The organism is Paenibacillus solani (genome assembly GCF_001277345.1).
In the GTDB taxonomy this organism is placed as follows: Bacteria; Bacillota; Bacilli; order Paenibacillales; family Paenibacillaceae; genus Paenibacillus_AQ; species Paenibacillus_AQ solani.
Genome location: NZ_LIUT01000001.1, coordinates 896,402 through 922,217 on the forward strand (window position 1 = coordinate 896,402; position 25,816 = coordinate 922,217).

Sequence of the window (25,816 nt, forward strand, 5' to 3'; positions counted from 1 at the left end):
ATGGAGGGTGAAGTGTAAATGGATTTGGATGGATCTTTGATAACGATACTTCTGATCGGGGTTGTCGCGATCATCGTGCTCAGTGTGTTTTTCAGTTTCTTCCCGTTAATGCTCTGGATTTCGGCGCTCGCTTCCGGCGTGCGCATTGGAATCATTACGCTTGTAGCTATGCGCCTGCGGCGCGTAACGCCAAGCCGGATTGTAAATCCGCTCATTAAGGCAACAAAAGCAGGATTGGGATTAAACATTAACCAATTGGAGAGTCACTATCTGGCAGGGGGTAACGTAGACCGGGTGGTTAACGCCTTGATTGCAGCTCAACGTGCGAATATTCCGCTTGAATTTGAGCGTGCTGCCGCGATTGACCTTGCGGGACGCGATGTTCTGCAGGCTGTTCAGATGAGTGTTAACCCGCGTGTCATTGAGACACCGACTGTTGCCGCAGTTGCTAAAGACGGTATTGAAGTAAAAGTTAAAGCTCGTGTAACTGTACGTGCCAACATTGACCGCTTGGTCGGGGGTGCTGGAGAAGAAACGATCATTGCCCGCGTTGGTGAAGGGATTGTTACAACTGTCGGTTCGAGTAATTCTCATAAAGATGTATTGGAGAACCCGGATTCGATTTCCAGAACGGTGTTGTCCAAGGGGCTGGATGCTGGTACTGCATTCGAGATTCTGTCCATTGATATCGCAGACGTGGATGTAGGCAAGAACATCGGTGCATACTTGCAGACCGAACAGGCGGAAGCCGATAAGCGGATTGCCCAGGCGAAGGCGGAAGAACGCCGCGCGATGGCGGTAGCCCAAGAGCAAGAGATGAAGGCACTCGTTGTCGAGATGAGAGCTCGCGTGGTGGAATCCGAATCCCAAGTTCCGCTCGCTATGGCTGAAGCGCTGCGCAGCGGTCAGCTCGGTGTGATGGATTATATGAACCTGAAGAACATTGAAGCCGACACGCAAATGAGAGGCTCCTTCGGTAAAATGGGTGACAATAATGATAGCTCAGGGGATAACAAAACCAAGTAACCATGAAGTGAGGTGAGCCTATAGTGAGCTGGATATTGAATAATTTACACATTGTAGCTATTATAGGCTTCTTCATCATCTCCGCCCTTGCAAAGCGCGGCAAAAACCCTGAGGAAGGGAACCCGCGGATGCCATCCTTCGGTGGCGAAGGAGAACGTCCTGCAAGACCGGATCAAGGACATCAGGGGCAGCGCGGGTCGCAAAGACCTGAAGCAAGACGGGTACAATCCCCACGAGTATCTCGTCCTGCGCCTGTTCAGGAAAGTACACGGGTGGACAGGATGAATGAAGAAGAGGCTGAGAGTGGGAACGGATACTCTCTGGAGCATCAAGAGATAGATCGTATGAGGCGTGAACAAGATATGAAGCATCAACCTGACGGCATGGATCATCGGGTGCAGATGATGCAGTCGGATCTGGACAGAATTCATTCAGAGCTGGACAGAATGACCATTGCGTTACCTGAAACCGTTGTTGAAATCCATGAGGAAGAGCATGAGCGGCGGAATAATGAGCTGTCGGTATTTGCTGAACAAGCTCGAAATGGAATTGTATGGACTGAAATCCTGGGGCCTCCGCGAGCCAAGCGCCCCATGAATCCCCGTCGATAAATCGTAGGAGTCTTAACGACGCCAAACAAGTTGCCTTTTGTTCTTATAGGGGATAAGTGGAAATTTCATATAGTTACATGAGCGGGAGACCGCCTCGTCAGTTTTTGACGGGGCGGTCTTTTTACTTTTGATTTCATAAAAATGCTTTCCGGGGCATAAGGTGTACAGTACAGGAAGGGGGAGCGTCTTCATATGTCCCGCATCAGCCGCAAGCTGCAGAAATGGACTCAAGAAGTGCTTGATTTGCCACAGGACCTGTTATTTGATCTACCGCGGTTGACCCTGGTTGGCAATAAAGAGCTGCATATCGAAAATCATCGCGGAGTACGGCATTTTTCCGGGGAACGTCTCGTGTTGTCTTTAAGCGAGGGTTCTTTGGAGATTTCAGGGACCGGACTCGCGATTCAGGCTATTCAAAGTCATGAAGTGACCATCATTGGCACCATTCATCATATCCAATACATAGGAATGGGGGAGAAACCGTGAAGATTCCGACGATGATTCACCTTCGGGGATATTTAACGCTTACTGTTCGCGGTGAGCATGTAGAAGCATTCATCAATTCGTTGGCGAAGGCGGGCATTCCGGTTTGGGACGTTACACCAACAGGGGCGCATTCAGCAGAGCTTAAGCTGCTGCTGAAGGATTTCAGAAGACTCCGCCCTCTGTTAAAGCGGACAGGCTGCCGAACACGCATCAAGGAGCGGAACGGGTATCCTTTCAGGGCTCGCCGACTATTAAAGCGTAAAGCGTTTGTGATCGGCGTCGTTATGTTTTTTGCCATATTGCTGGCTCTCTCCTCCATGGTATGGAATGTAGAAGTCGAAGGAAATGCAACCATAGCTTCGGAAGATGTACTAGATGCAGCTAAACAGGAAGGATTATACCCGTTTCAATGGATATTCAAGCTGCAATCGATGGACAAGCTGTCAGGAAATATAACCGCACGTCTTCCGGGAGCTTCCTGGGTAGGAGTGGAACGCAATGGGACACGCATACGTATACAGATTGTGGAGGCTTCCATGCCGGAGAAACCGCCGCTTCAGAATCCTAGGCATCTAATCAGTACACGGGATGCTGTCATCACCTATATATATGCGGAGAAGGGCGTCCCTAAAGTTGCAATCAATAGCCGGGTGAAGAAGGGCGATATACTGATCTCCGGCGTTCTTGGGGATGAGGAAAACTCAGAGCGCATTGTAGCCAAAGGTGAAGTGAAAGGCTTGGTGTGGCATGAATACGATATCGAGATTCCCTTGGTCACAACGCATAAGGTTTATACAGGGGAAGGAAAGAAGCGTTCTTACGTCGTATTTGGCGACCGGGCCGTTCAGTTATGGGGCTATGGAAAGATACCGTTCTCGCAGCAGGAGACCTTGACCTTTTATGATCCCCTTACCTGGAGGTCCCGTAGCCTGCCTCTTGGCTGGATGACCGAAAAAATAATGGAGGTCACCGAGGTACAGCGATCGATTACCGAGGAAGAAGCCAAAAAGGAAGGAATCGAGGGGGCACGCCGCGATATTTTGGCGAAATATGGAGCGAATTCTAAATTCATAAGCCAAAAAATTTTGCATGATAAGAGAGAGAATGGTAAAGTTTATATGAAAGTGCTTTTCGAGGTGGAAGAGACCATCGCGAAAGAACTTCCCATAGTATATGATCAAGGAGAATGAGGCTATTTGTCACAGCAAACGACCAGCATTCAAATTTTACTTCAAAGCGCATCAGAAGGTCTGGCGTTATTCGGACCACAAGATACATTCCTTAAATTAATCGAAAAAGAAATTCCTGCTACGATTGTTTCACGGGAAGCGGTTATCACGATTCGGGGACAGCATCGGAATGTAGAGAGTCTCGGGCAGCTGTTTGAAGTTCTGCTCCAGCTTGTACGTAACGGCTACATTTTGACCGAGCGTGATATTCTTTATGCTGTGGAACTCGCCAAGGACCTGAGAGCCGATCAGCTGCTCGATCTATACAAAGGCGAAATTACGACTACCTTCAAGGGTAAGCCTATCCGTGTAAAAACCATTGGTCAAAAGCACTACGTGACCACGATCAAGAAACGGGACATTGTCTTCGGCATCGGTCCTGCCGGAACAGGGAAGACCTATTTGGCGGTCGTCCTGGCTGTTGCTGCCCTCAAGGAAGGGGCTGTCAAACGGATTATACTCACAAGGCCTGCAGTTGAGGCAGGAGAGAGTCTGGGCTTTCTGCCTGGAGATCTGCAAGAGAAGGTTGATCCATATCTAAGACCGCTCTACGATGCGTTGTATGATGTTATGGGTCCGGATCAGACTGCGAAAGCGCTTGAACGTGGTTTAATCGAAATAGCGCCTCTTGCATACATGCGTGGACGTACACTGGATGATTCATTCATTATTCTGGATGAAGCACAGAATACTACACCTGAACAGATGAAGATGTTCTTAACCCGGCTTGGCTTCGGTTCGAAGATGGTCATTACCGGGGACGTAACCCAGATTGACCTGCCGCGAGGCAAGAAATCAGGACTTATTGAAGCTAAGAAGATATTAAGCGAGATTGAAGAAGTGGGATTCGTCTATTTTGCGGAACAGGATGTTGTACGGCACTCTTTAGTACAAAAAATCATCGTCGCATATGATAAAGCAGCAGAAAACCAAGATTAAAGGGGATTGTCGCAATGGCCTCCAAAGAACCATCGACGGACAAGTCCATATGGGGTAAAAACAGCGGATGGAAATATAGCGTGGCAACACGCTATATTCTGTTTTTGCTGCTAGCTTTACTCTTTTATATCAGTCTAGCATCCAAGTTATTACCGGAGCGCTACGACATACAAGTGAATACCAAAAGTGAAAAGAATATCGTTGCGCCTGTGCAGATTGAGGACAGCAAGGCAACCCTGAAGGCACAAGAGGAAAGGGCGGAGGCTGTTCAGCCGATCTACCCTCATGTTCCCCTGCTGCGCAATGATGTCTTGGTCATTCAAATACTCGACCGCATAGAGCGTTTGAATCAGGATATGGATGTCAGTTCTGCTGAAAAAGTAGAAATCTACCGGAGAGAAATTCCGAGAATGGCTAAAGAATTCGTACAGAACTTTGTGTCGGCGAACAGCACGAATGAAGCCTATTCCAAAGAGCTGCTTCAGGAAATGCAGCGCGTGATCAACGAACAAACCTATCGGATACCGGAAGAAACTTACATCAAGCTGCCGAGATTGAATTCCGAGGATATCATTCAGATGAAGTCCGTAGCACGCGAAATTGTATCCAGATTGATGTTGAATGAAATTGTGGATGCGGACACGGCACGAGCTCGCGTTGCTGAAAGAGTTAATACGAGTTCTTTGAATGACCGGACGGCAAGGGAAGTCGTTCAGGAATTGGCGAGCTTAACGATTACAGCCAATAAGTTCTACGATGAAGTCGCTACGAAGGAAGCGAAGGTTGAGGCTCGGGAGAACACCCCGACCGTCTTTATTAAGCAAGGAGATATCCTTGTTGCGAAGGGCCAGCTCATCACTCCGGAACTTTACGAGCTGCTCGGGAAGAATGGTTTGCTGAAAGATGACATTAATTATTGGCCGGAGCTGGGGGTACTGCTTCTGTCCATCTTACTGTCTCTGGGCATACTCACCTTCATTCGGCAATCTGAACCCGGCAAATTTAAATATAACAACGCACAGCTGTTAATGCTTGTTCTGGTATATTTTATTACACTGGTGACTATGCATTTGACGGCGTTCCTGCAGAGTGATTCCCAAATCTACGTAGGTTATCTTGCGCCTGTGGCGATTGGAGCGATACTGGTTACCCTGCTGCTGGAAACCTCGCTGGCCTATTTCAGCGTCATCATTTTCAGCATTCTGGCGAGTGTGATATTGAATGTGCAAGGGGAAGTGTTTGATTTTCATTTCGGGTTATATGCAGCTGTAACTTCATGTGTGGCGATCTTCTCAATCCACCGTGCAAGCCAGCGCTCTACCATGCTGAAGGGGGGCATTATGTCCTCACTCTTTGGTGCGCTGATTGTATTCATCATGCTGCTGGTCAACAACGATACATGGACGACTTCAGAAACCTTGTATTCAATCGGCTTCGCCATTGCAGGCGGTCTATTGACGGCGATACTGGTGATCGGCTTAATGCCTTTCTTTGAAGTAACTTTCGGTATCCTCTCAGCGCTAAAGCTTGTAGAATTGTCAAATCCGAACCATCCATTGCTGCGCAAGCTGCTTACGGAAACGCCAGGCACTTACCATCACAGTGTAATGGTTGGAAACTTGTCAGAAGCTGCAGCTGAAGCAATAGGCGCCAATGGTTTACTGTGCCGCGTTGGCTCTTATTATCATGATATCGGGAAAACCAAGCGGCCGATCTATTTCATTGAGAACCAGAACAATATGGAGAATCCTCATGATTCTATAGAACCCAAACTGAGCAAATCCATCATCGTTGCCCATGCAAGAGATGGTGTGGAAATGCTTAAGGAGTACAAGCTGCCCAAACCGATTCGGGATATTGCGGAGCAGCATCATGGTACAACATTCTTACATTATTTTTATCATAAAGCGGTGCGACAAGCGGAAGAGCAAGGGGTAGAACCCGATTTTACAGAAGATGATTTCCGGTATCCGGGACCGAAGGCTCAATCCAAAGAATCTGCGATTGTCGGCATAGCCGATAGCGTGGAAGCAGCAGTCCGATCGTTGCGCAAACCGACGGTGGAACAGGTGGAATCGATGATCGAGAAGATCATCAAAGGACGCTTGGATGATCACCAGTTTAACGATTGCGATTTAACGATGAAGGAACTGGATATTATCGCCAAGACATTAAAGGAAACGGTCATGGGGATTTTCCACTCCCGGATTGAGTATCCGGAAGATGTGAAACGGCCCAAGCCGCCCGTTCCATCCGAGGGTGAAGCTCCGGCAACGTCTGGGACACCCGCAACAAGTGATGAACAGAGAAGGAGCGTTTAAGAATGAGCCTGCAGCTGGCATGGAATAATGAACAAGAGAATTTTCAGATTAGCGATGAGTTGATCGCTCTGCTCGAAGCGATACTTCAGAAGGCTGGAGAGGCCGAAGGGGTAAGTGATGGAGAAGTCGATTTAACCTTTGTCGATGATGAACAGATCCATCAGTTGAACCGGGAGTATCGGGGGATCGATCGTCCAACGGATGTATTATCCTTTGCCATGAATGAGATCACAAATGATGAACTTGAGATCATTTATGAGCTTGAAGAGGACGATGCTTCGGGTGGTATACCGAATGTTCTAGGGGATATAATTATTTCTGTCCCTCGTGCAAAGCTGCAAAGTGAGGAATACGGACATTCATTGGAACGGGAGTTAGGTTTTCTCTTTGTCCACGGATTTCTGCATTTGCTTGGATACGATCATCAGGATGAGGCAAGCGAAGCCGAAATGATGGGCAAACAGGAGGCTGTACTTGCAGAAGTAGGATTGACAAGATAGTGAAGCCGCATAGATACTCGTTATACAGAGCCTTTGGGTGTGCCATGCGCGGCATAACGACTGCCGTTAAAACCGAACGCAATATGAAAATTCACATTGCTGCTGCCTTGATTGTATTCATTGCAGCAGCAATGCTGCAATTGGATCGAGTACGCTGGTTATTCCTGCTGGTGGCGGTTGCTATGGTATTCGTGGCGGAGCTGATGAATACCGCTGTGGAAGCGGTGGTTGATTTGATTTCTCCTGAAGAGCATGTGTTAGCCCGGGTGGCTAAGGATACTGCAGCCGGTGCAGCATTAGTTGCAGCGGTATTTGCCGTCGTAATCGGGATTATCGTCTTCTATGAACCAGTATGGGATTGGCTACAGCATAGGTTGATCACTTAACCTTAGGAGGTATGACACATGGAAGCAGGATTGTTAATGCAGGAAGCAATTAAAGCACGCACACGTGCTTATATCCCTTATTCCAAATTCGGTGTTGGGGCTGCACTGCTGGATGCGCGGGGTGATGTGCATTTAGGCTGTAATGTGGAAAATGCGGCTTATGGTCCAACGAATTGCGCAGAGCGAACAGCATTGTTTCGGGCCATTGCGGATGGTCATGAAGCGGGAAGCTTCCAGGCTATCGCCATTGTTGCTGATACAGATGGACCGTGTACGCCATGCGGAATATGCCGCCAGGTACTGGTCGAGTTGTGCAAACCGGATATGAAAGTGTTCATGGGGAATATGAAGGGTGACATCAAGGAAATGACCGTCAGCGAATTGCTGCCGGGCGCTTTCGGACCTTGGGATTTGAATAAGGAATAGGAAATCAAGATTACGGAATATATAGAATTAAACAACAGGTGTTCATGAACAGTAGCGGAGGAATGGTATGCAGAAAAAACAGTTTAAATCGGGCTTTGTGGCTATAATTGGAAGACCGAACGTAGGAAAATCAACGCTCATGAATCAAGTCATCGGCCAAAAGATTGCGATTATGTCGGATAAGCCGCAAACGACTCGAAACAAAATTCATGGTGTATATACGACTAATGAATCCCAAGTGGTCTTCCTGGATACTCCGGGAATTCACAAGCGTCAATCCAAGCTCGGGGATTATATGAACCAGACTGCACTCGGCACGCTGGGTGAAGTTGAAGCCGCTTTGTTTCTGGTCGACGCTTCCGAGGGAATTGGCGGGGGAGACCGGTATATCGCAGAGCAGCTGAAGAAAATCAAGACGCCGATTATCTTAGTGTTGAATAAAATTGACAAGATAGAGCCGCCTGCGCTGCTTCCTCTTATTGAACAATATCGGAAGCTCCATGACTTTGCGGAAATTGTGCCGATATCAGCAAAACTGGGCAGTAATGTGAATACGCTGCTGGATCAGATTCAGCGTTACTTGCCGCCGGGTCCCCAATATTACCCGGAGGACCAGGTTACGGATCATCCTGAGCAGTTTGTATGCGCTGAGCTGATTCGTGAGAAGATTTTACACATGACAAGAGAGGAAGTGCCTCACTCCATCGCGGTCACCATCGAAGATATGCGGGTTGAACAGAACGGAACGGTATATATTTCAGCTGTTATATTTGTGGAACGTGATTCCCAGAAAGGCATCATCATCGGCAAGCAGGGGGCATTGCTGAAAGAAGTAGGCAGACAAGCCCGTCAAGATATTCAGAGGCTTCTAGGGTCCAAGATTTTCTTGGAGCTCTGGGTCAAGGTAAAAAAAGATTGGCGCAATCAAGAACGCGTTCTTCGAGATCTCGGATTTCACCGTGGAGAATAATACTCGGTAGAATTATACGTAGATTATGCACTGTGGCCGCCTGCCAACAATTGCAATTCATAAATCCGCCATGAATGTACATCCTAATTTTCGTATATGCGATACGTCATTTCCGAGAGAGAGGATGAATACGAATGCGAGATTTTTCGTGGAAGTATTTTGCGATGACTGGAGATGTCGATGCGTATTTGCTGTATAAGGAAACCGAAGGCGAAACGGTCCTTACAGCTGCATCCGTTGAAGATGAGGCGGCCCCTTATGAAGAAGACGAATAATTATTGGTTGCTCCAGGAATGGTTGGGGGAAAGCGCATGCTATATCGGGCGGAAGGGATTGTCATCCGCAGCATGGACTACGGAGAAGGGAACAAAATCATTACACTTTGCACCCAGGAATCGGGCAAGGTAGGCGTGCTGGTCAGAGGAGCAAAAAAGGTGAAAAGCCGGCATGCTGCTCTGACCCAGCTGTTTACGTATGGCGAGTATGTGTTTTTTCGGAATGGCACCGGGCTAGGAACCTTGAACGCCGGGGAGATCATGGAGTCCCATCACGAGCTCCGGGAAGACTTAATTAAAGCGGCCTATGCTTCTTATGCTTGCGAGCTCTTGGATCGGGTGCTGCAGGATGAGGAGACGGGCGCTTTTTGGTTTCATCAGCTAAAAGCTTGTCTACAGGCGCTTCAAGAGGATAAGGATCCTCAAATCATCATCAATTTGTACGAGATGAAAATTTTGCAGGCAGCGGGCTATGGGCCTGAGCTGGGTGTTTGCATTTCGTGCAATCAACCCAGGGCTGATGAAGATATGCTGGTTAGTCCCCGCTTGGGCGGGGTACTGTGCCGTTACTGCAAACATCTGGATCCCCCAGCCATGGCGATCTCGCCCCGAACATTGAAGGTGCTGCGCATGTTTGGCAAACTGGATTTAAGACGGCTGGGCAACATCGATGTAAAGGATGAGACGAAAGCCGAGCTCAAAAAAGTACTGAGAGCGCTCATGGACATGCAGCTGGGATTACGTCTGAAGTCGCAAAATTTTCTCGATCAAATGGACAAGTACAACATTTGACGTAAGGTATAGAATGAGGTATTATATTTATCAGTTTATTAGTTTTTTGAATACTGACATGCATTGAACGGGAAAGTAGTGAGTAATCCATCCGTGATAGCGAGCCGGGGGCGGTGGAAGCCTGGCAGGAGATATTCATGAACAGGGCACCCGGGAGCATGGTGAAACGATAAAGTGGGTTTTGCTTATCGCTTAAGAATTGTCGGCGACCATTAGCAAGGCCAAGTAGGGTGGAACCGCGGGAAGCTACAGCTCTCGTCCCTATGTCTGTGCAACAGGCGTAGGACGAGAGCTTTTTGTTGTACAGAGAAATTGCGAATTTGGAATTGAAAAAGAAAGAAAAGGAGCAAAAATCATGAATTTTCAACAAATGATTTTGACGCTGCAGCAGTTTTGGGCCGAACAGAACTGTATCATCGTGCAGCCGTACGACACGGAAAAAGGTGCCGGTACCATGAACCCGATGACGTATTTGCGTTCAATCGGACCTGAGCCGTGGAATGTGGCATATGTGGAGCCTTCCCGCCGCCCGGCTGACGGTCGTTATGGGGAGAACCCGAACCGTTTGTATCAGCATCACCAATTTCAGGTTATATTGAAACCTTCGCCTGATAATATTCAAGAGTTGTATTTGGAGAGTTTGGAGCGTCTTGGCATCAATCCGCTTGATCATGACATCCGTTTTGTTGAGGATAACTGGGAAGCCCCGACACTCGGTGCATGGGGCCTGGGTTGGGAAGTATGGCTGGATGGGATGGAAATTACCCAATTTACCTACTTCCAACAGGTTGGCGGCATTGACGCCAATCCGGTCGCTGTAGAAATCACCTACGGGATGGAGCGTCTTGCATCCTATATTCAGGATAAAGAGAATGTGTTCGACCTGGAGTGGGTGGACGGCATCACATACGGGGATGTTTTCCATCAGCCGGAATATGAGCATTCGAAGTACACATTTGAAGTATCGGATGTCAAAATGCTGTTTACGTTGTTTAACATGTACGAGGAAGAAGCAAACAAAGCGATGAACCAGCATCTTGTCTTCCCGGCTTATGATTATGTGCTGAAGTGCTCTCACACGTTTAACCTGCTGGATGCTCGAGGCGCGATCAGCGTTACGGAGAGAACGGGATACATTATGCGTGTGCGGAACCTGGCGCGTCAGGTAGCGGCAACATATTTGGAGGAACGCGAGAAGCTGGGCTTCCCGCTGATTAAGAAAGGGGGCGCAGAGCATGTCTAGAGATTTACTGTTCGAGATTGGTCTGGAAGAGGTCCCGGCAAGGTTTCTGCGCGCCGCAATGGAGCAGCTACAGGACAAAGTGGTTAAATGGCTGGATGCTTCCAGAATCGGGCATGGAGAAGTTACGGCTTACGCTACGCCGCGCCGCTTAGCGGTATGGGTACAAAACGTTGCCGATAAGCAGGAGGATATCAGCGAGGAAGTGAAAGGCCCTTCCCGCAAGATCGCTTTGGATGAGAGCGGCCAGTGGAGCAAAGCTGCGCTTGGTTTTGCCAAGAGCCAAGGCGTAGATCCGGAAAGCTTTACGTTTAAGGAACTCGGTGGGGTGGAGTATATCTATGTGACCAAGAATAGCGTCGGTGTAGAGACGAAGTCGATTCTTTCTGAAGGACTTCATGGTATCTTAACTTCGATGACGTTCCCAAAAAACATGCGCTGGGGAGCACACGAATTTAAATTTGTACGTCCGATAAAGTGGATGGTCGCTTTGCTGGGCAGTGATATAATCGATCTGGAAATTACGGGTGTAAAGGCAGGAAACGTAACACGTGGTCATCGATTCCTTGGTGGTGAAGCTGTTGTTATTTCTGAGGCCTCGGCATATCGTGATGTTCTTCGTGAACAGCATGTCATCGTAGATGTGAAGGAGCGCCAAGATATGATTGTGGCGCAGATCGAGAATTTGGCCCAGGAGAAAGGCTGGAATATCGCAATCAAGGATGACCTGCTTGAAGAGGTCTTGTTCCTGGTTGAAACTCCAACCGTGTTGTACGGAACATTCGATTCTTCGTTCCTTCATATCCCGCAGGAAGTACTGATTACTTCGATGCGCGAGCATCAGCGCTATTTCCCGGTACTCGATAACCAGGGACAGCTGCTTCCATTCTTCGTAACGGTTCGTAACGGAGACAGACGTTCGCTGGACGTTATTGCAAGAGGAAACGAGAAGGTGCTTCGCGCACGTTTGTCAGATGCGAAATTCTTCTACGAGGAAGATCAGAAGCTGCAGATCAAAGACGCGCTGTCGAAGCTGGAAAGCATTGTGTTCCATGAAGAACTCGGTACCATCGGCGATAAAGTCCGCCGAATCCGCCGGATTTCCGATCAGCTGTCAGCAAAATTTAATATCTCGGCAGATACGGCAGATTCTGTAAGCCGAGCTGCGGATATTTGCAAATTCGATCTGGTTACCCAGATGGTTTATGAGTTCCCTGAGCTGCAGGGCGTAATGGGCGAAGATTACGCAAGAAAAGCCGGTGAGAAGGAAGATGTGGCTAAAGCGGTCTTTGAGCATTACCAGCCTCGCTTTGCGGGAGATGCAGTCCCTTCCACTCAAGTCGGATCCATCGTCAGCATTGCAGATAAAATCGACACCATTGTAGGCTGCTTCTCCATCGGCATTATCCCAACCGGCTCCCAGGATCCATATGCACTGCGTCGTCAGGCTGCAGGTATCGTACAAATTATACTGGAGCATCAACTACCCGTAACGTTATCGGATGTGTTTGGCATAGCTCTGGAGGTTCATGAGAACATTCGGGCCTTGAAGCGCTCCACTGATGAAATCCGTAAAGACCTTAAGGAATTCTTCGGCCTGCGTGTGAAGAAGCTGCTGTCTGAAGATCAGCGTTATGATGTGGTGGATGCGGTCATTACAGCCGGATTTGATCATGTTGTGTCGGTTGTATCCCGCGGCCATGCCCTCATGCATGCTGTGGAGAATGTTGAGGATTTCAAAACGGTGGTTGAGTCCTTCAATAGGGTAAGCAATTTGGCTGCCAAGGCAGGCAAGGCTGCTGTTAATTCGGAACTGTTTACAGAGCTTGAGGAGAGCGAGCTATATGAAGCTTGGCAAGCGATCCGTAACGATTACCAAGCTGCACTAGAGGCAGCGGATGGCGAACGCTCGCTGTCCTTGCTCAGTGGATTGAAAGGACCGATCACGAAGTTTTTTGATTCCGTCATGGTTATGGCCGAAGATGAAGCAGTCCGTGCAAATCGTCTTGCCTTGCTCTCGGGAATCGACGGTGATTTAAAACGCTACGCCGATTTCACAAAATTGGTGTGGTAGTTGGTGGCAGTATGATTAAGCAAATGTTATAATGCATTGTTCAGTGAAAGCGACAGCCTGCGCAGAAGCGCCGGATGGCGCTTTCGCTATGCATAACAGGTATTGCTGGAGGGGAGCAAGCAATAGCTGCCGCATTGTTTATTTGTGAAGCAGGATTTTATTCGGCCAAAGACGTATATAATAATATACAGTTATAAAGATGATTCTAAGATTAGATAGAGCTGGTGATGCGAATGAACGATAGCTGCTCCATTTCGATCGTGGTTGATGGGGATGCATGTCCAGTTAAGAAAGAAATTGCCGAGACGGCCCTTGCATTCCGTGTGCCGGTACTGCTTGTTTCTTCCTATGATCATCTGCAGCAGCCGGAGACAGGAGTTACAACGATCCAGGTGGATCGAAGTGACCAAAGTGCGGATCTCTACATTGCCAACCATATCTCCAGAGGAGATATCGTAGTGACGCAGGATTATGGACTGGCTGCCCTTGCACTTGCCAAATCATGCCATGTTATATCCTTTCGGGGTCGGATTTTCCATAATTCGGATATTGATTTTATGCTCGATTCCCGGCACCATCAAGCCAAAGCGAGAAAGCAAGGAAGGTACGGAAAAGGTCCCAAAAAATTGGTTGACGAAGACCGGAGGTTTTTTCAACATAAACTGACAAAACTTTTGCATGAATTGCAGGAGAATGTCCACCCGTAGCGAATACTATTTACGTGCCAAAAGAGATGAAGGTGGTTTGGATGATTACCGGACAAGGCAATATTCCGGATGATGTCATTGAGGAAGTTCTGGCCAAGAGCGATATTGTCGACACGGTCAGTAAATACGTGCATCTTACCAAACAGGGGAAATACCTGAAGGGCCTGTGCCCGTTTCATTCAGAGAAGACCCCTTCCTTTACGGTTACACCGGAACGCCAAATCTTTTACTGCTATGGCTGCGGCAAGGGCGGGAATGCCATTAAGTTCAGAATGGAAATCGAAGGATTTTCTTTCCCCGAAGCTGTGAAGACCATGGCAGAAGAGAATGATATTTCGTTACCGGAAGGTCAAGGGGTTCCCGTAATTCCTCGTAATCCGGAGAAAGAACGATTGTTTGAAGCGAATGAGCTTAGTGCCAAGCTGTATCACTTCCTGCTGAAGAATACGGAGCACGGCACAGAGGCGATGAAGTATTTACGATCCCGCGGAATGAACGACAAACTCATTGATCAGTTTCAGATCGGTTATGCGCCAGATCGTTGGGATACGTTGGTTCAATTCTTGACGAAGCGATCCTTTGACTTAAAAGAAATGGAGAAGGGTGGCTTATTATCTGCAAGACACGAACAAGAAGGCTATCTTGACCGTTTTCGCGGACGCATTATGTTCCCGATCCATGACCGCAGCGGCAAAGTGATTGCTTTTGCAGGGAGAATACTAGGGGAAGGCCAACCGAAATATCTGAATTCCCCGGAAACAATTTTATTTAATAAAAGCCGCACATTGTATAACTTGCACCAGGCAAAAACATCCATACGTAAATTGCGTCAAATTCTGTTATTTGAAGGTTATGCCGATGTGATTTCGTCATGGGAAGCAGGGCTTCATAATGGTGTGGCAACAATGGGGACCTCTCTTACGGAAAATCAAGTGGCCATTATGAAATCATTGGCTGAAGAAGTGGTTGTTGTCTATGACGGTGACAAAGCCGGAATGGCTGCTGCACTTAAGGTCATTCCACTCCTTGAAGGTGTTGGTCTCAGAGTGCGAATCGCTTTAATGAACGAGGGAATGGATCCTGACGATTATATTCGAAAGTTCGGTGCAGAGCGTTTCAGGCATGTGGTAGAGAGTGCTGTTTCTACAACGAAATTTAAGCTTATATATCTGAAGAAAAACCATATACTGCTAGAAGAAGACGGGAAAATCGCATACACCAAAGAGGCATTGCCGATTATCGCAGCACTGAATTCCTCAACTGAACGGGAAGTATATTTGAGGGAATTATCTTCTGAGCTCCATCTTTCCTACGAAAGCCTTAAGCAGGATTGCAATCTGCTTCGGCAATCGATGATGCAAAAAAAGATGGATGAGGGGGATAATAAGGAAAATAGGTGGAATAATGGTAGGCATAAAAAAGGACGCGTGCCCACCCCGACACTTCTGCCCGCTTACCATGCTGCTGAGCGGCGGCTGTTGTCGCTGATGCTGCAGGATGCGGAGGCTGCGCGATACGTAGGAGATCGCCTGGGAGAAGCGTTTAATATTGAAGATCATGCGGCGATTGCTGCTTATCTATATGCTTTTTACGCACAGGGCAAGTCTCCGGATATCAGCCGATTCATGTCATCGCTCCATGACGACCGCTTAGAAATGACGGTCAGCTCCATCATGATGATGGAAGCACCAGCAGAGTGGAATGTACAAGTGCTTGATGATTGCATACGTGAGGTGCTGAAATTTCCGCAGCAGAGAGAGATCAACCAGAAAAAAGAAGAGATGATAAAAGCGGAACGCTCGGGTGATTTCTTGCGAGCCGCGCAAATTGCAAGTGAGATTATTGCCCTGGAGAGACAATGAAGACCCGCTCATTGTTGTATCTAGGGAGGAGGGAGTCGAAAGATGGCGAATGATCAGCATACTGAATTAGAAACGGAATTTACGCTGGATCAAGTCAAGGATCAGTTGATTGAACAGGGTAAAAAGAGATCCGTATTGAGCTATAAAGATATTATGGAGAAGTTATCGCCATTCGACCAGGATACGGAGCAGATGGAAGAGTTTTATGAGCAGCTTGCTGATCTTGGAATTGATGTTGTGAATGAGAATGACGAAGAGGGCCCTCATCGCCAGTCAGGAGATTCGGAAACGCATGAGAATGAGGAATTTGGATTTGATGATGACTTATCCTTGCCTCCGGGGATCAAGATTAATGATCCTGTACGTATGTATCTAAAGGAAATTGGCAGAGTCCCGCTGCTCTCCGCTGATGATGAGATTGAACTCGCGAATCGGATTGAACATGGTGATGAGGAAGCCAAACGACGCCTGGCCGAAGCAAACTTGCGACTGGTTGTCAGTATCGCCAAGCGTTACGTTGGACGCGGAATGCTGTTCTTGGACTTGATTCAGGAGGGCAATATGGGCTTGATCAAAGCCGTGGAGAAGTTCGATTATAAGAAAGGCTTTAAGTTCAGTACGTATGCGACCTGGTGGATTCGCCAAGCGATTACCCGTGCTATCGCTGACCAGGCACGTACGATCCGTATCCCGGTGCATATGGTGGAGACGATCAATAAACTGATACGTGTATCCAGACAGCTTCTGCAGGAGCTTGGACGAGAGCCTTCGCCGGAGGAAATTGCTGCTGAAATGGAACTCAGCGTTGAGAAAGTCCGGGAAATCATGAAGATTGCCCAAGAACCGGTATCGCTTGAAACGCCTATCGGTGAAGAGGACGATTCCCATTTGGGGGATTTTATCGAGGATCAGGAAGCACTGGCTCCTGCCGACGCAGCTGCTTACGAGCTTCTGAAGGAACAGCTCGAAGATGTGCTTGATACGTTGACAGAGCGGGAGGAGAATGTACTGCGTCTTCGTTTCGGTCTTGATGACGGCCGTACAAGAACCTTGGAAGAGGTCGGCAAAGTGTTCGGCGTGACCCGTGAACGGATTCGCCAGATTGAAGCCAAAGCGCTTCGCAAGCTTCGCCATCCAAGTCGCAGCAAGCGACTAAAGGATTTTCTCGAATAGCCCCATCAACGGACCTTCTGCAGTTAACGGCAGCGGGTCCTTTTTTTCGAGTTTGAAGAGGAAGAGGAGAACTCCTTGGTTCTGGAATTTCTTCCTTCTTTTGTTTTATTGGTCTTTATTTTAGCTCTTTTCCCGGCCCAATGCAAATAACACTGGAAGAATCTTTGCAAACGCAGCTGCTGGTTTGCAGTTTGGCATGGTCTCTGTTAGGGTAAGAAATAGGCTGTAATTTGAACGAAAAATTAGGAGATAAGGTGTGTCAACGTTGAAATTATCAAAAAGATTAACGCAAATACTGGGCAAAATTCCACCCGGCAGCAGACTCGCGGATATTGGCTCCGATCATGCCCTTCTCCCTGTCGCTGCTGTTGAAAGCGGAGCGGCTATCCAAGCGATTGCGGGTGAAGTCAATCTTGGTCCCTATGAGGCGGCTGTAAAGCAGGTCATGGAATCCGGGATGAAGGATGTCATCAGCGTAAGAAGAGGTGACGGCTTGGATGTGCTATCGGCAGGAGAGGCCGATGTAATTACCATTGCCGGTATGGGGGGCGGGTTGATTACCTCGATACTGGATCGTGGCCTCGATAAGCTGGCCGGTGTGCGGAGGCTGGTCCTTCAGCCGAATGTCGGGGAAGACATTTTGCGTAAATGGCTGTATTCCCATCATTGGGTGCTCGTTGAGGAATTTATTTTAGAGGAAGACGGTAAAATTTATGAGGTTCTGGTCGCAGAACCTGCGGAAGCCACAGAACTGACGAACGAAAGGGTATATACGGAGAGAACGATTGGCGACCGTGTTCGATTATCTACGAACTGGCTGTTACGCATGGGTCCCTGGCTGACCCAATCCCCGAATTCGGTGTTCTATGATAAATGGAGATCAGAGCTTGAGAAGATGGCTCATATTCTTCAATCCTTATCACGGTCCGATCTTACAACAGCAGCCGATAAGGCCAGTGAGATTCAATCGGATATAGAGTTTATTCAGGAGGTGCTGGCATGCTTGCCAAAGGACAAACCGTAATTCAATACATGGAGCAACTGGCTCCAAAACATGTGGCCGAGCCGGATGACCGGATTGGTCTTCAGCTTGGAACATTGCAAAAGGACATTCGCACCGTACTGGTCGCACTGGATGTTAATGAAGAAGTGGTCGATGAAGCCATCGAGCTGGGGGCTGACTTAATTATCGCGCATCATGCGATTATATACCGCCCGCTGAAACAGCTGCAGACAGATACGCCGATGGGCAAGGTATACGAGAAGCTTATCAAACATGATATCGCGGTCTACATAAGCCATACCAATCTGGACGTAACGGAGGGCGGTATGAACGATTGGATGGGCGAGGCTGTAGGGATCGTAAACACAGCGCCTATCCACGACATGCATAATGAACAGCTATCCAAACTGGTGGTATTTGTACCGAAGAGCCACCATCAAGAGGTACTGGATGCCGTGCTGGGCGCAGGTGCAGGCTGGATTGGGAACTATAGTCATTGCAGCTTCAATATCGAAGGCTTTGGTACCTTTATGCCAAGAGAAGGCAGCGATCCTTTTCAAGGCAAGCAAGGTAAGATTGAGCGGGCGAACGAAGTCCGGATCGAGACGATTGTTCCCCATGATATCAAAAACAAAGTGATTCAGGCGATGCTGAAAGCTCATCCTTATGAAGAAGTTGCTTATGATCTCTATTCCATGGATCTTAAGGGGAGGTCTCTCGGTCTTGGCAGGGTCGGGAAACTCAAGGAAGTTAAAACGCTGGCTGAACTGGTAGAGGTGGTAAAGGAGAAGCTGGATGTGCCCCATGTTCGGGTCGTAGGAGAGCTTGACCGTACCATACGCAAGGCTGCCGTTATTGGCGGCTCTGGCGGGCGCTATATGATGAAGGCCCTATTCCGGGGTGCAGATGTTCTGATAACCGGGGATGTGGATTATCATACAGCACAAGATGCGCTGGCAGCGGGGCTGGCGATCATTGATCCGGGGCATAATGCAGAGAAGATCATGAAGGTCAAGGTAGCCGAATGGATGGAGCAGAAGCTGCAGGAGCATAAATACGCAACTCGAGTTGTTGCTTCTCGTATCGATACAGAACCATTCCAGTTTGTATGAGCCGAAATAGGAAGTATAAGAGAACTCTCTTTCACTACTGGGAAATTGAGCACCTAATGTTAAAGTTTAAGGGTTGTGTCCCTTCTTAAATCAAGATATAATATGTAATGTTGTCCGGAAAGTTTAACAGACAATCGCTGGCGGCGTCAAAGCCGCGAGAGGAAAGTCCGGGCTCCACAGGGCAGGGTGCTGGATAACGTCCAGTCAGCGCGAGTTGAAGGATAGTGCCACAGAAATGGACCGCCGATGGCCGCCTTAGTGCGGCACAGGCAAGGATGGAACCGAGGTGTAAGAGACCCCGAGGAACGCTGGTGACTTCGTTCCTGGTAAACCCCACCTGGAGCAAGACCTAATGGGACGCAGTCTCCTTCGAGGAGACAGCCTTAGCCCGAGGCGCGTCTGGGTTGGTCGCTGGAGTCGATCAGTAATGATCGGCCTAGATAGATGATTGTCGCTTAAAGTGGCAGGGTAGTTCCCGTTATGACCACGAAGAGCACAGAACCCGGCTTACGGAAAGCTTTCCCAACTAAACAACAACATATCGTTTATGATGCTTGTAAGGGTACAAACGCGCATTTTCTTTGCACTTCTCGTAAGAGGTGTAAAGGAAATGCGCGTTTTTTGTATCGGGTTCTTTAAATAAGTGCAAGCTTATTCGGCCTTAAAGGGGACAATCGTCCATACCAATTAGCCCCTATATTAATAAGCTATTATCATCAACGGAAAGGAGATGCAAACATATGTCTTGTTGCAATGAAAACCCATGTCCTGCCGTATCACCGATCGTATGTGACCCGATCGTCATCGTTAGAGACCATTATGTACCGCAACTCGTGCCTGTCATTCATCCGATCAAAGTAGTAGATAAAATTCACTGTGTACCGGTAGAGAAGCATATCTACACGTATAGCGAAGAAGAAGTCACAACCGGTACAGGTGGTTATGGTGGAGTGACGGTATCCGGTAAGCGGGCTAAGAAAGCAGCTGTAAGTGCCAGCCGTTCCCGCCGTAAGAGATAAATGTGAGGCTCACTATACGCAATAAAGCAGCTCACGCTTATAGCGGAAGCTGCTTTATTCTCCATCTATTGTTTGGGGCCTTGTTAGCTTGCGAAGTTCCTGCTCCAAATTAAGCAGGGTGCGGCCCGGCCACATTTGTAAGGGAACTTCAGGAGTGCTTGCTGCTTGTAAAGCGCGGAAGATATCGATCTGACCATGACCGAAATATTTATCCTTTCCCTTATCGCCGAGATCCACCGTTTGACTCGTCATGACATCCATCACTTCCTGATTCGTCAAATTCGGATTCAAAGAACGAATGAGACCTGCCATAGCTGCTGCATGGGGACTGGCCATGGAGGTTCCAGATAATGCGGCATACTGGTTCCCGGGGAAAGTGCTGGCGATATTGGTTCCGGGCGCTGCTACATCGATATAATCCCCGTAGTTGGAGTATTCTGCCCGCTTTTGGTTGGAATCGGTCGCTGCAACTGCAAGCACTTCAGGATAGGCAGCAGGATAGCCGGGGCGCTCCGTATTATCATTGCCTGAGGCTGCGACAAGGACAACGTCACGATCATATGCATATTTCACGGCATCATGGAGAAATTGCGAATCTGCATAGTTGCCCAGACTCATGTTGATGACTTTGGCTCCATGGTCCGTTGCCCATATGATGCCTTCTGCTACAGCATATGTCGTTCCTGATCCCGAGCTGTCAAGCGCCTTTACCGGCATGATTTTATTATACCAGCTGACCCCGGCCACGCCTTCTCCATTGTTGACAAGAGCACCTATGATGCCTGCAACGTGGGTGCCGTGGCCGACATCATCCAGCGGTTTCTTTTCCTTATCTACAATGTTGTATCCATCCACCAATTGACCAGCCAGATCGGTATGCGTTAGATCCGCGCCCGTATCGACTACAGCAATAATCACATCTTCACTGCCTCGAGATAAATCCCAGCCCCGGTTCGTTTCAATCACTGGCAGATTCCATTGGTACTGAGAAAACAGCAGGTCGTTCGGGATATTGACTTGGGCATTTGCTTGCTCTGGTAAAGAACCTGTGTTTGACATGGTTTGGGGAATACGATCATTTGTTAAATACATGTAATGAGGTTCTGTATATTTGGTTTCCCAATTTTTCTCGAAGTAAGACCGCAGCTGTTGATAATCCATCTCTTTGGAGCGGAATACATAAGCATAACCAAGTTTTCTTGGTGTTTCACAGGAGATTTCTTTAGATATATCCAGAAGCTGCTCCTTGGTCGGATCCTGTTGAAAGGAAACCACAATTTCATTTTCATAAAAGTGACTCGCCTTCTCATTATCATGACCCGTTTTAACGGTAATATCGGACAGGGTATCCGCATGAACGGATTCTACCTTGAATTTTCCCTCTTTTGGATACGGGATCAAGCGTAGATTGCGTTTTTGGTGATTGCTTACTTCGTGGAGCACAGCTTGATTGACCAATGCGGCTGCTCCAAATTTACGATCCTTGGAGGGCTCCGCTACTACAAAGTATGGCTGACCCGCAGCGACAAACTTTGGGGAATCATATGCTTCGCCCTGTTTAAGTTTCTGCTGTGCGATTTGAAAATGGTGAGAGATCAGCTTCTTATCGTCTTTACTCAATTTGGGAAGTTGCCCCTGAATATCCACCATCTTATTTTGTTTAAGGTTATACCATCGCACCTGCTGAAAATGCTTGTGTGTTTTCTGTTCATTCTGTGTATATAATCTGATTTGCCCAGCATTGCGCAAGGATTCATTGCTGAGCATTTTGTGCAGATGAGCTTTGGCATCAAGACGGTTTAGTTGATGTGTGGCATGGATGTCGCTCTGCATGGTAAAGTGTTTTGCTTTATGCTCCTGCTGAGGTTTTAGTGGTTGCGCTGGTTCTGCCGCTGGGGCTGGCTGCTTCGATCCGGGGATAAAGATTAAGAGAAGCACACCCAACAGGGCCACGGCACCGATGACACTCCACAGGTTACGGGATTTCACATGGTTTCCTCCTCGCCGCAATTCATGATTGATTTAGTCTTAGCGTGGGAAGTGTCAATCCTTTTTATGCGTAATCCTTAAAAGTGCCTGCCTGTTGGGGATATCGTTATCCCAAAATTTGTGTTACGATGATTTTAATTGAACGAACGCCAGGCCATAACCTGGAGTCACGATTATTTAAGGGGGATCTATCGTAATGCCAGCGGACAATCTTCAGAAATTATGTTCCGAGTCCAGAGATAAGTTGAAATCTGCTATTTCGATAATGGAAACTTTTTTAAATGAACATGCGCTGTCTCAATTGGTAACAGATGAGGAGGAGGAAACGGTTCATTTTTACAAAGGATTTCTGTCGGATGTACGTCATTTGCTTGTCTTTTCTGAAGTTTCTTATGAAAAGCTTGGTGTTGTGCAGCGTCGTCCTCGCTTTGATATCGATTTTGCCGAGAAAGCTTTGTATCATTTGTATCACCGCTGTGTAAACAATTTTTTCTATCCAAAGAATGAAAGTTATTCTGAGGATGGACGGTATGCCTATACTGGGCAGGATGCGATCCGTTTTAGGATGACTCCGGTTCGTCCTGCTCGTGACGTTATTATGAATATCACCAGAATTTATGAAGAATTGCGCGAAGATCTTGCTTACTACGAAAGCGACTATTTGATGGGACGCCGTTTGCAGCCGGAGAAAAGTCTTGTATAGAATAAGCAATGGCATATTCAAGAGATACCAGCCGCTGGTATCTCTTTTTTTGCGTTTTGTTTGTAGGTACCAACTGACAATCGCTCTTGTGCATACCGACAGTAAACTAAGGAAAAGATGTTGACGAGGTGATGCTAAAATGGCCAACGAAGCCAAACCATTGGTGAAATGTAGTGTCAGCAATTGCCATTACTGGGGAGAACAAAATTTATGTCATGCCGAGATGATCATGATTGAAATCGACCGCCATTCACACATGAAACTCCATGAAGAGTATGGGGCAGAACCTTACGTAGATGACCATCAAGATGTTGCTGACAAGTCTTCAGAGACCTGCTGTCTGACCTTCAAGCCTAAGGGCTGATGAGGACGAGCCGGATAACCTTCCGGGTGTCTTGTACTTGGGGATGATGGAAATGGAGGAAACTATGGATAAAAAAAATCGCAAGCATAAAATGAAGGTTCTTGAAGGCAGACGAAACAGAGTGGATTTCCCTCGCAAGGATCACCGTGAGGAGTATGCGGCCGAGGTCGCTCCCCCAATGGATGCCCAGGTTCGCAGGAATACAGGCAAAGATAGCACACAAGATCGTTCTAATACTAATGGCCGTACGGTTGGATATGTGGGTTTGGTGTTAGGCATTGCTTCTTTGTTCATGTGGTCGGTTATTCTGGGTCCCATTGCAGCTGTTGTGGGTTACTATGCTTACAACAAGGGCAGCAGAACGACTGGCGCTTGGTCAATAGGTCTCGGCTTACTGGCTACGATCAGTTATTTTATCTTGATTCCTTTTAGTAGATAATGGTTTATTAGAGAGAATGGCAAATAGCGGGTCAACCAATAAATCCGGTTGATTCGCTTTTTTTTTGTCGAAAAAAGGTATAGCAGATTGTTCCAGTTCCGTGATAAGATAAGAGGACAAGTATGACAGAAATATTGTTGTAGAAAGTGAGCTTGAGTTAACGATGCAAATAGATCCGATATCATGGAAGTCATTGACGGATTCACCTCAGGTGAATAGTAATTCCATTGGCTCCGCAACTGGATTCGTGGATGTATTAAGCAGTATGCTTGCCGAGGAGTCAACATCCCAGCCAGTTGAACGTTCCATTACACAGCTTGCTCCCGGCGTTACCTTTAAGGATGGCTTGTTATGGCAGCAGCTGGGTGCAGTGGAGGAGTCTCCTTCATCCTCTACATCTGTTGAGCAGCTGAATGATACGGGCGCCACCAAGTCTACCACCTTCGAAGACCTGATTACGTCTGCCGGGGAACGTTATGGAGTACCGGTATCCTTGATAAAAGCGGTGATCGATGCGGAATCTTCCTTTAATCCGAACGCAGTTTCATCTGCAGGAGCCAAGGGATTGATGCAGCTCATGGACGGTACCGCAAGAGGACTTGGCGTGAGCAACCCTTTTGATCCTGCACAGAATATCGAAGGCGGAACCAAATACCTGTCCAATCTGATTCAACGGTTTGGCGGGGAGATTGCTATGGTGCTGGCAGCATATAATGCGGGACCGACCCGAATTGCGGGCATGGGTGTATCAACGGATGAAGAGCTTATGTCTGTCTCACAACAATTACCGAAGGAAACCCAGGCATATATTGGAAAGGTCATGAATGCCAGGTCGAAATATACGCTATAAATAATGAATAGGCAGCCTAACAGGATCAAACGATAAGCGCGTCACTTTGTCCGGTCGAAGGATATCGTGCGGCTTTACCGTTTGGTCTTTTTGTGTAAATATATAGGTCTGGGTTAATTAGTTTTCAACGTGTAAGTGCGTATGATGGAAAGGGGAATGAACCTTGATATATTGGGATCATGCTGCTACGACCCCTCCTTTTGATGAAGTGGTGGATACGATGGCTGAAGTGATGAAGATGCATTATGCTAATCCGTCAGCACTTCATCGTTCAGGCGAGGCCGCTGCTAAATTACAGAAAAGGGCAAGAGAGGTGTGTGCAGCAGCGCTGGACGTTCGTCCGGCTGAGATTGTATTTACTTCCGGAGCTACAGAAGGCAATAACATGGCTATAAAAGGCGCTGCGATGCAGTATAGCAGTCGAGGCCGCCATATTATAACGACGGGAACGGAGCATCCATCCGTATATGAATGCTGCAAACAGCTGGAGACGCTTGGCTGGGAGGTAACGTATCTTCCTGTTGACGCCCTTGGTATCGTCGATCTGGCTGCTCTTAAGGAAGCTGTGCGTAAAGATACGGTGCTGGTAAGCATCATGCATGTCAATAACGAAACGGGAGCCATACAACCGTTAGCAGAGGTTGGCCGCATCGTAAAAGAGCGAAATGCACGGACTTTGTTACATGTGGACGGTGTTCAGGGATTTGGCAAACTTCCGGTTGCCCTCTCAGAATGGCAGGCTGATTTGTACAGTCTGTCGGCACATAAGTTCAACGGGCCCAGAGGCATGGGGGTGCTGTTCGTCAAGCAGGGCGTACAGCTGTTTCCGCTCATATCCGGAGGATCTCAAGAGAGCGGGCAGCGGGCGGGAACGGAAAACGTGGCCGGAGCGGTAGCGATGTCCAAGGCCATGCGTTTATCCAGGGAACATCAGCCAGAATTGTATGACAAGATGACTGAGCTCAGGGAGCTATTTCTTTCGGGTATTCGTAAAATTCCAGGATTGGTGTTAAACAGCAGTGAGGCGAGTGCGCCGCATATCATCCATTTCTCATATCCGGGATTAAAGCCTGAAGTAATGGTTCATGCTCTGGAAGAGATGGGGATGCTTGTCTCTACCAAATCGGCCTGTTCCTCCAAACTGAGCGAGCCCAGCAGAGTTCTGCTGGAGATGGGCAAAGACAGGGAAGTTGCTTCCTCCGGAATTCGTATCAGTCTGGGCAAGGAGCATCAATTGGGAGATGCTGCACGGCTGGTGGAAGTTTTGGCAAAAGTTTGCGGGAACCTGCGTCCCGTTATTGAAAGAGAGGGGTAACCAGA

26 protein-coding genes and 1 other RNA gene are annotated in these 25,816 nt (G+C 47.9%); 26 read left to right on the forward strand and 1 reads right to left on the reverse strand.

From position 1 onward, the window contains the following. Positions 1–18: 18 nt before the first annotated feature. The 21 genes from floA to AM231_RS03995 all read left to right on the forward strand — a co-directional run bounded on the left by floA (position 19) and on the right by AM231_RS03995 (position 20,151). Complete coding sequence (gene floA / locus AM231_RS03905) at positions 19–1,026, forward strand: flotillin-like protein FloA (protein ID WP_053489147.1); 1,008 nt, start codon at positions 19–21, stop codon at positions 1,024–1,026. A 35-nt stretch (positions 1,027–1,061) separates the two neighbouring features. Then, positions 1,062–1,637, forward strand: coding sequence for a hypothetical protein (locus AM231_RS03910; protein ID WP_242615065.1), 576 nt, complete (start codon positions 1,062–1,064; stop codon positions 1,635–1,637). 192 nt (positions 1,638–1,829) lie between these two features. Then, a complete protein-coding gene (yqfC, locus tag AM231_RS03915; RefSeq protein WP_053489145.1) occupies positions 1,830–2,123 on the forward strand; it encodes a sporulation protein YqfC in 294 nt (97 codons plus the stop codon). Next, positions 2,120–3,313: a sporulation protein YqfD gene (yqfD, locus tag AM231_RS03920; RefSeq protein ID WP_054401411.1), complete on the forward strand. Its 1,194-nt coding sequence runs from the start codon at positions 2,120–2,122 to the stop codon at positions 3,311–3,313. The genes yqfC and yqfD overlap by 4 nt, the downstream gene beginning before the upstream one ends. Positions 3,314–3,319: 6 nt before the next feature. Next, on the forward strand, positions 3,320–4,291 hold the full coding sequence (locus AM231_RS03925; protein ID WP_053489143.1) for a PhoH family protein: 972 nt from the start codon (positions 3,320–3,322) through the stop codon (positions 4,289–4,291). 14 nt (positions 4,292–4,305) lie between these two features. Next, a complete protein-coding gene (locus AM231_RS03930) occupies positions 4,306–6,612 on the forward strand; it encodes an HD family phosphohydrolase (RefSeq protein ID WP_054401412.1) in 2,307 nt (768 codons plus the stop codon). A 2-nt stretch (positions 6,613–6,614) separates the two neighbouring features. After that, positions 6,615–7,112, forward strand: a complete 498-nt coding sequence (gene ybeY, locus AM231_RS03935) for an rRNA maturation RNase YbeY (protein ID WP_053489141.1) — start codon at positions 6,615–6,617, stop codon at positions 7,110–7,112. Continuing rightward, positions 7,112–7,498: a diacylglycerol kinase family protein gene (locus AM231_RS03940; RefSeq protein ID WP_242615066.1), complete on the forward strand. Its 387-nt coding sequence runs from the start codon at positions 7,112–7,114 to the stop codon at positions 7,496–7,498. Before ybeY ends, AM231_RS03940 begins: the two co-directional genes overlap by 1 nt. Before the next feature lie 18 nt (positions 7,499–7,516). Continuing rightward, positions 7,517–7,924: a cytidine deaminase gene (cdd, locus tag AM231_RS03945; RefSeq protein WP_053489140.1), complete on the forward strand. Its 408-nt coding sequence runs from the start codon at positions 7,517–7,519 to the stop codon at positions 7,922–7,924. A 67-nt stretch (positions 7,925–7,991) separates the two neighbouring features. Further along, entirely contained in the window at positions 7,992–8,894 is a 903-nt protein-coding gene (gene era / locus AM231_RS03950) for a GTPase Era (protein WP_054401413.1), read from the forward strand. Between the two features lie 134 nt (positions 8,895–9,028). Then, complete coding sequence (locus AM231_RS27970) at positions 9,029–9,169, forward strand: YqzL family protein (protein ID WP_082341536.1); 141 nt, start codon at positions 9,029–9,031, stop codon at positions 9,167–9,169. 36 nt (positions 9,170–9,205) lie between these two features. Continuing rightward, a complete protein-coding gene (gene recO, locus AM231_RS03955) occupies positions 9,206–9,961 on the forward strand; it encodes a DNA repair protein RecO (RefSeq protein WP_054401414.1) in 756 nt (251 codons plus the stop codon). 355 nt (positions 9,962–10,316) lie between these two features. Then, on the forward strand, positions 10,317–11,204 hold the full coding sequence (gene glyQ, locus AM231_RS03960; RefSeq protein WP_053489137.1) for a glycine--tRNA ligase subunit alpha: 888 nt from the start codon (positions 10,317–10,319) through the stop codon (positions 11,202–11,204). Then, a complete protein-coding gene (gene glyS, locus AM231_RS03965; RefSeq protein ID WP_054401415.1) occupies positions 11,197–13,275 on the forward strand; it encodes a glycine--tRNA ligase subunit beta in 2,079 nt (692 codons plus the stop codon). The genes glyQ and glyS overlap by 8 nt, the downstream gene beginning before the upstream one ends. A 227-nt stretch (positions 13,276–13,502) precedes the next feature. Next, positions 13,503–13,982, forward strand: a complete 480-nt coding sequence (locus tag AM231_RS03970; RefSeq protein WP_054401416.1) for a YaiI/YqxD family protein — start codon at positions 13,503–13,505, stop codon at positions 13,980–13,982. A 41-nt stretch (positions 13,983–14,023) separates the two neighbouring features. After that, entirely contained in the window at positions 14,024–15,844 is a 1,821-nt protein-coding gene (gene dnaG / locus AM231_RS03975; protein WP_053489134.1) for a DNA primase, read from the forward strand. Positions 15,845–15,886: 42 nt separating this feature from the next. After that, on the forward strand, positions 15,887–17,017 hold the full coding sequence (gene rpoD / locus AM231_RS03980; protein WP_054401417.1) for an RNA polymerase sigma factor RpoD: 1,131 nt from the start codon (positions 15,887–15,889) through the stop codon (positions 17,015–17,017). A gap of 265 nt (positions 17,018–17,282) precedes the next feature. Then, positions 17,283–18,041, forward strand: coding sequence for a tRNA (adenine(22)-N(1))-methyltransferase (locus AM231_RS03985; RefSeq protein ID WP_054403525.1), 759 nt, complete (start codon positions 17,283–17,285; stop codon positions 18,039–18,041). Then, on the forward strand, positions 18,017–19,132 hold the full coding sequence (locus AM231_RS03990) for a Nif3-like dinuclear metal center hexameric protein (protein ID WP_054401418.1): 1,116 nt from the start codon (positions 18,017–18,019) through the stop codon (positions 19,130–19,132). Before AM231_RS03985 ends, AM231_RS03990 begins: the two co-directional genes overlap by 25 nt. Positions 19,133–19,250: 118 nt before the next feature. Next, an RNA gene (gene rnpB, locus AM231_RS16575) (RNase P RNA component class A) lies at positions 19,251–19,657 on the forward strand. Positions 19,658–19,872: 215 nt separating this feature from the next. Next, the gene (locus AM231_RS03995; RefSeq protein ID WP_053489131.1) at positions 19,873–20,151 is read left to right on the forward strand and encodes a hypothetical protein; all 279 of its coding nucleotides are present in this window, start codon (positions 19,873–19,875) and stop codon (positions 20,149–20,151) included. A gap of 54 nt (positions 20,152–20,205) precedes the next feature. On the opposite strand, the gene AM231_RS04000 is transcribed toward AM231_RS03995, so the two are convergent. Next, entirely contained in the window at positions 20,206–22,140 is a 1,935-nt protein-coding gene (locus tag AM231_RS04000; RefSeq protein ID WP_054401419.1) for a S8 family peptidase, read from the reverse strand. 196 nt (positions 22,141–22,336) lie between these two features. On the opposite strand from AM231_RS04000, the gene AM231_RS04005 reads away from it, so the two are divergent. The 5 genes from AM231_RS04005 to AM231_RS04025 all read left to right on the forward strand — a co-directional run bounded on the left by AM231_RS04005 (position 22,337) and on the right by AM231_RS04025 (position 25,811). Continuing rightward, the gene (locus AM231_RS04005; protein WP_053489129.1) at positions 22,337–22,843 is read left to right on the forward strand and encodes a YpuI family protein; all 507 of its coding nucleotides are present in this window, start codon (positions 22,337–22,339) and stop codon (positions 22,841–22,843) included. A 139-nt stretch (positions 22,844–22,982) separates the two neighbouring features. Further along, a complete protein-coding gene (locus AM231_RS04010) occupies positions 22,983–23,207 on the forward strand; it encodes a DUF1540 domain-containing protein (protein WP_053489128.1) in 225 nt (74 codons plus the stop codon). 64 nt (positions 23,208–23,271) lie between these two features. Next, positions 23,272–23,646, forward strand: a complete 375-nt coding sequence (locus AM231_RS04015) for a hypothetical protein (protein WP_053489127.1) — start codon at positions 23,272–23,274, stop codon at positions 23,644–23,646. 163 nt (positions 23,647–23,809) lie between these two features. Beyond that, a complete protein-coding gene (locus tag AM231_RS04020; RefSeq protein ID WP_054401420.1) occupies positions 23,810–24,496 on the forward strand; it encodes a lytic transglycosylase domain-containing protein in 687 nt (228 codons plus the stop codon). 163 nt (positions 24,497–24,659) lie between these two features. Further along, the gene (locus AM231_RS04025; RefSeq protein WP_054401421.1) at positions 24,660–25,811 is read left to right on the forward strand and encodes a cysteine desulfurase family protein; all 1,152 of its coding nucleotides are present in this window, start codon (positions 24,660–24,662) and stop codon (positions 25,809–25,811) included. Positions 25,812–25,816 lie beyond the last annotated feature (5 nt).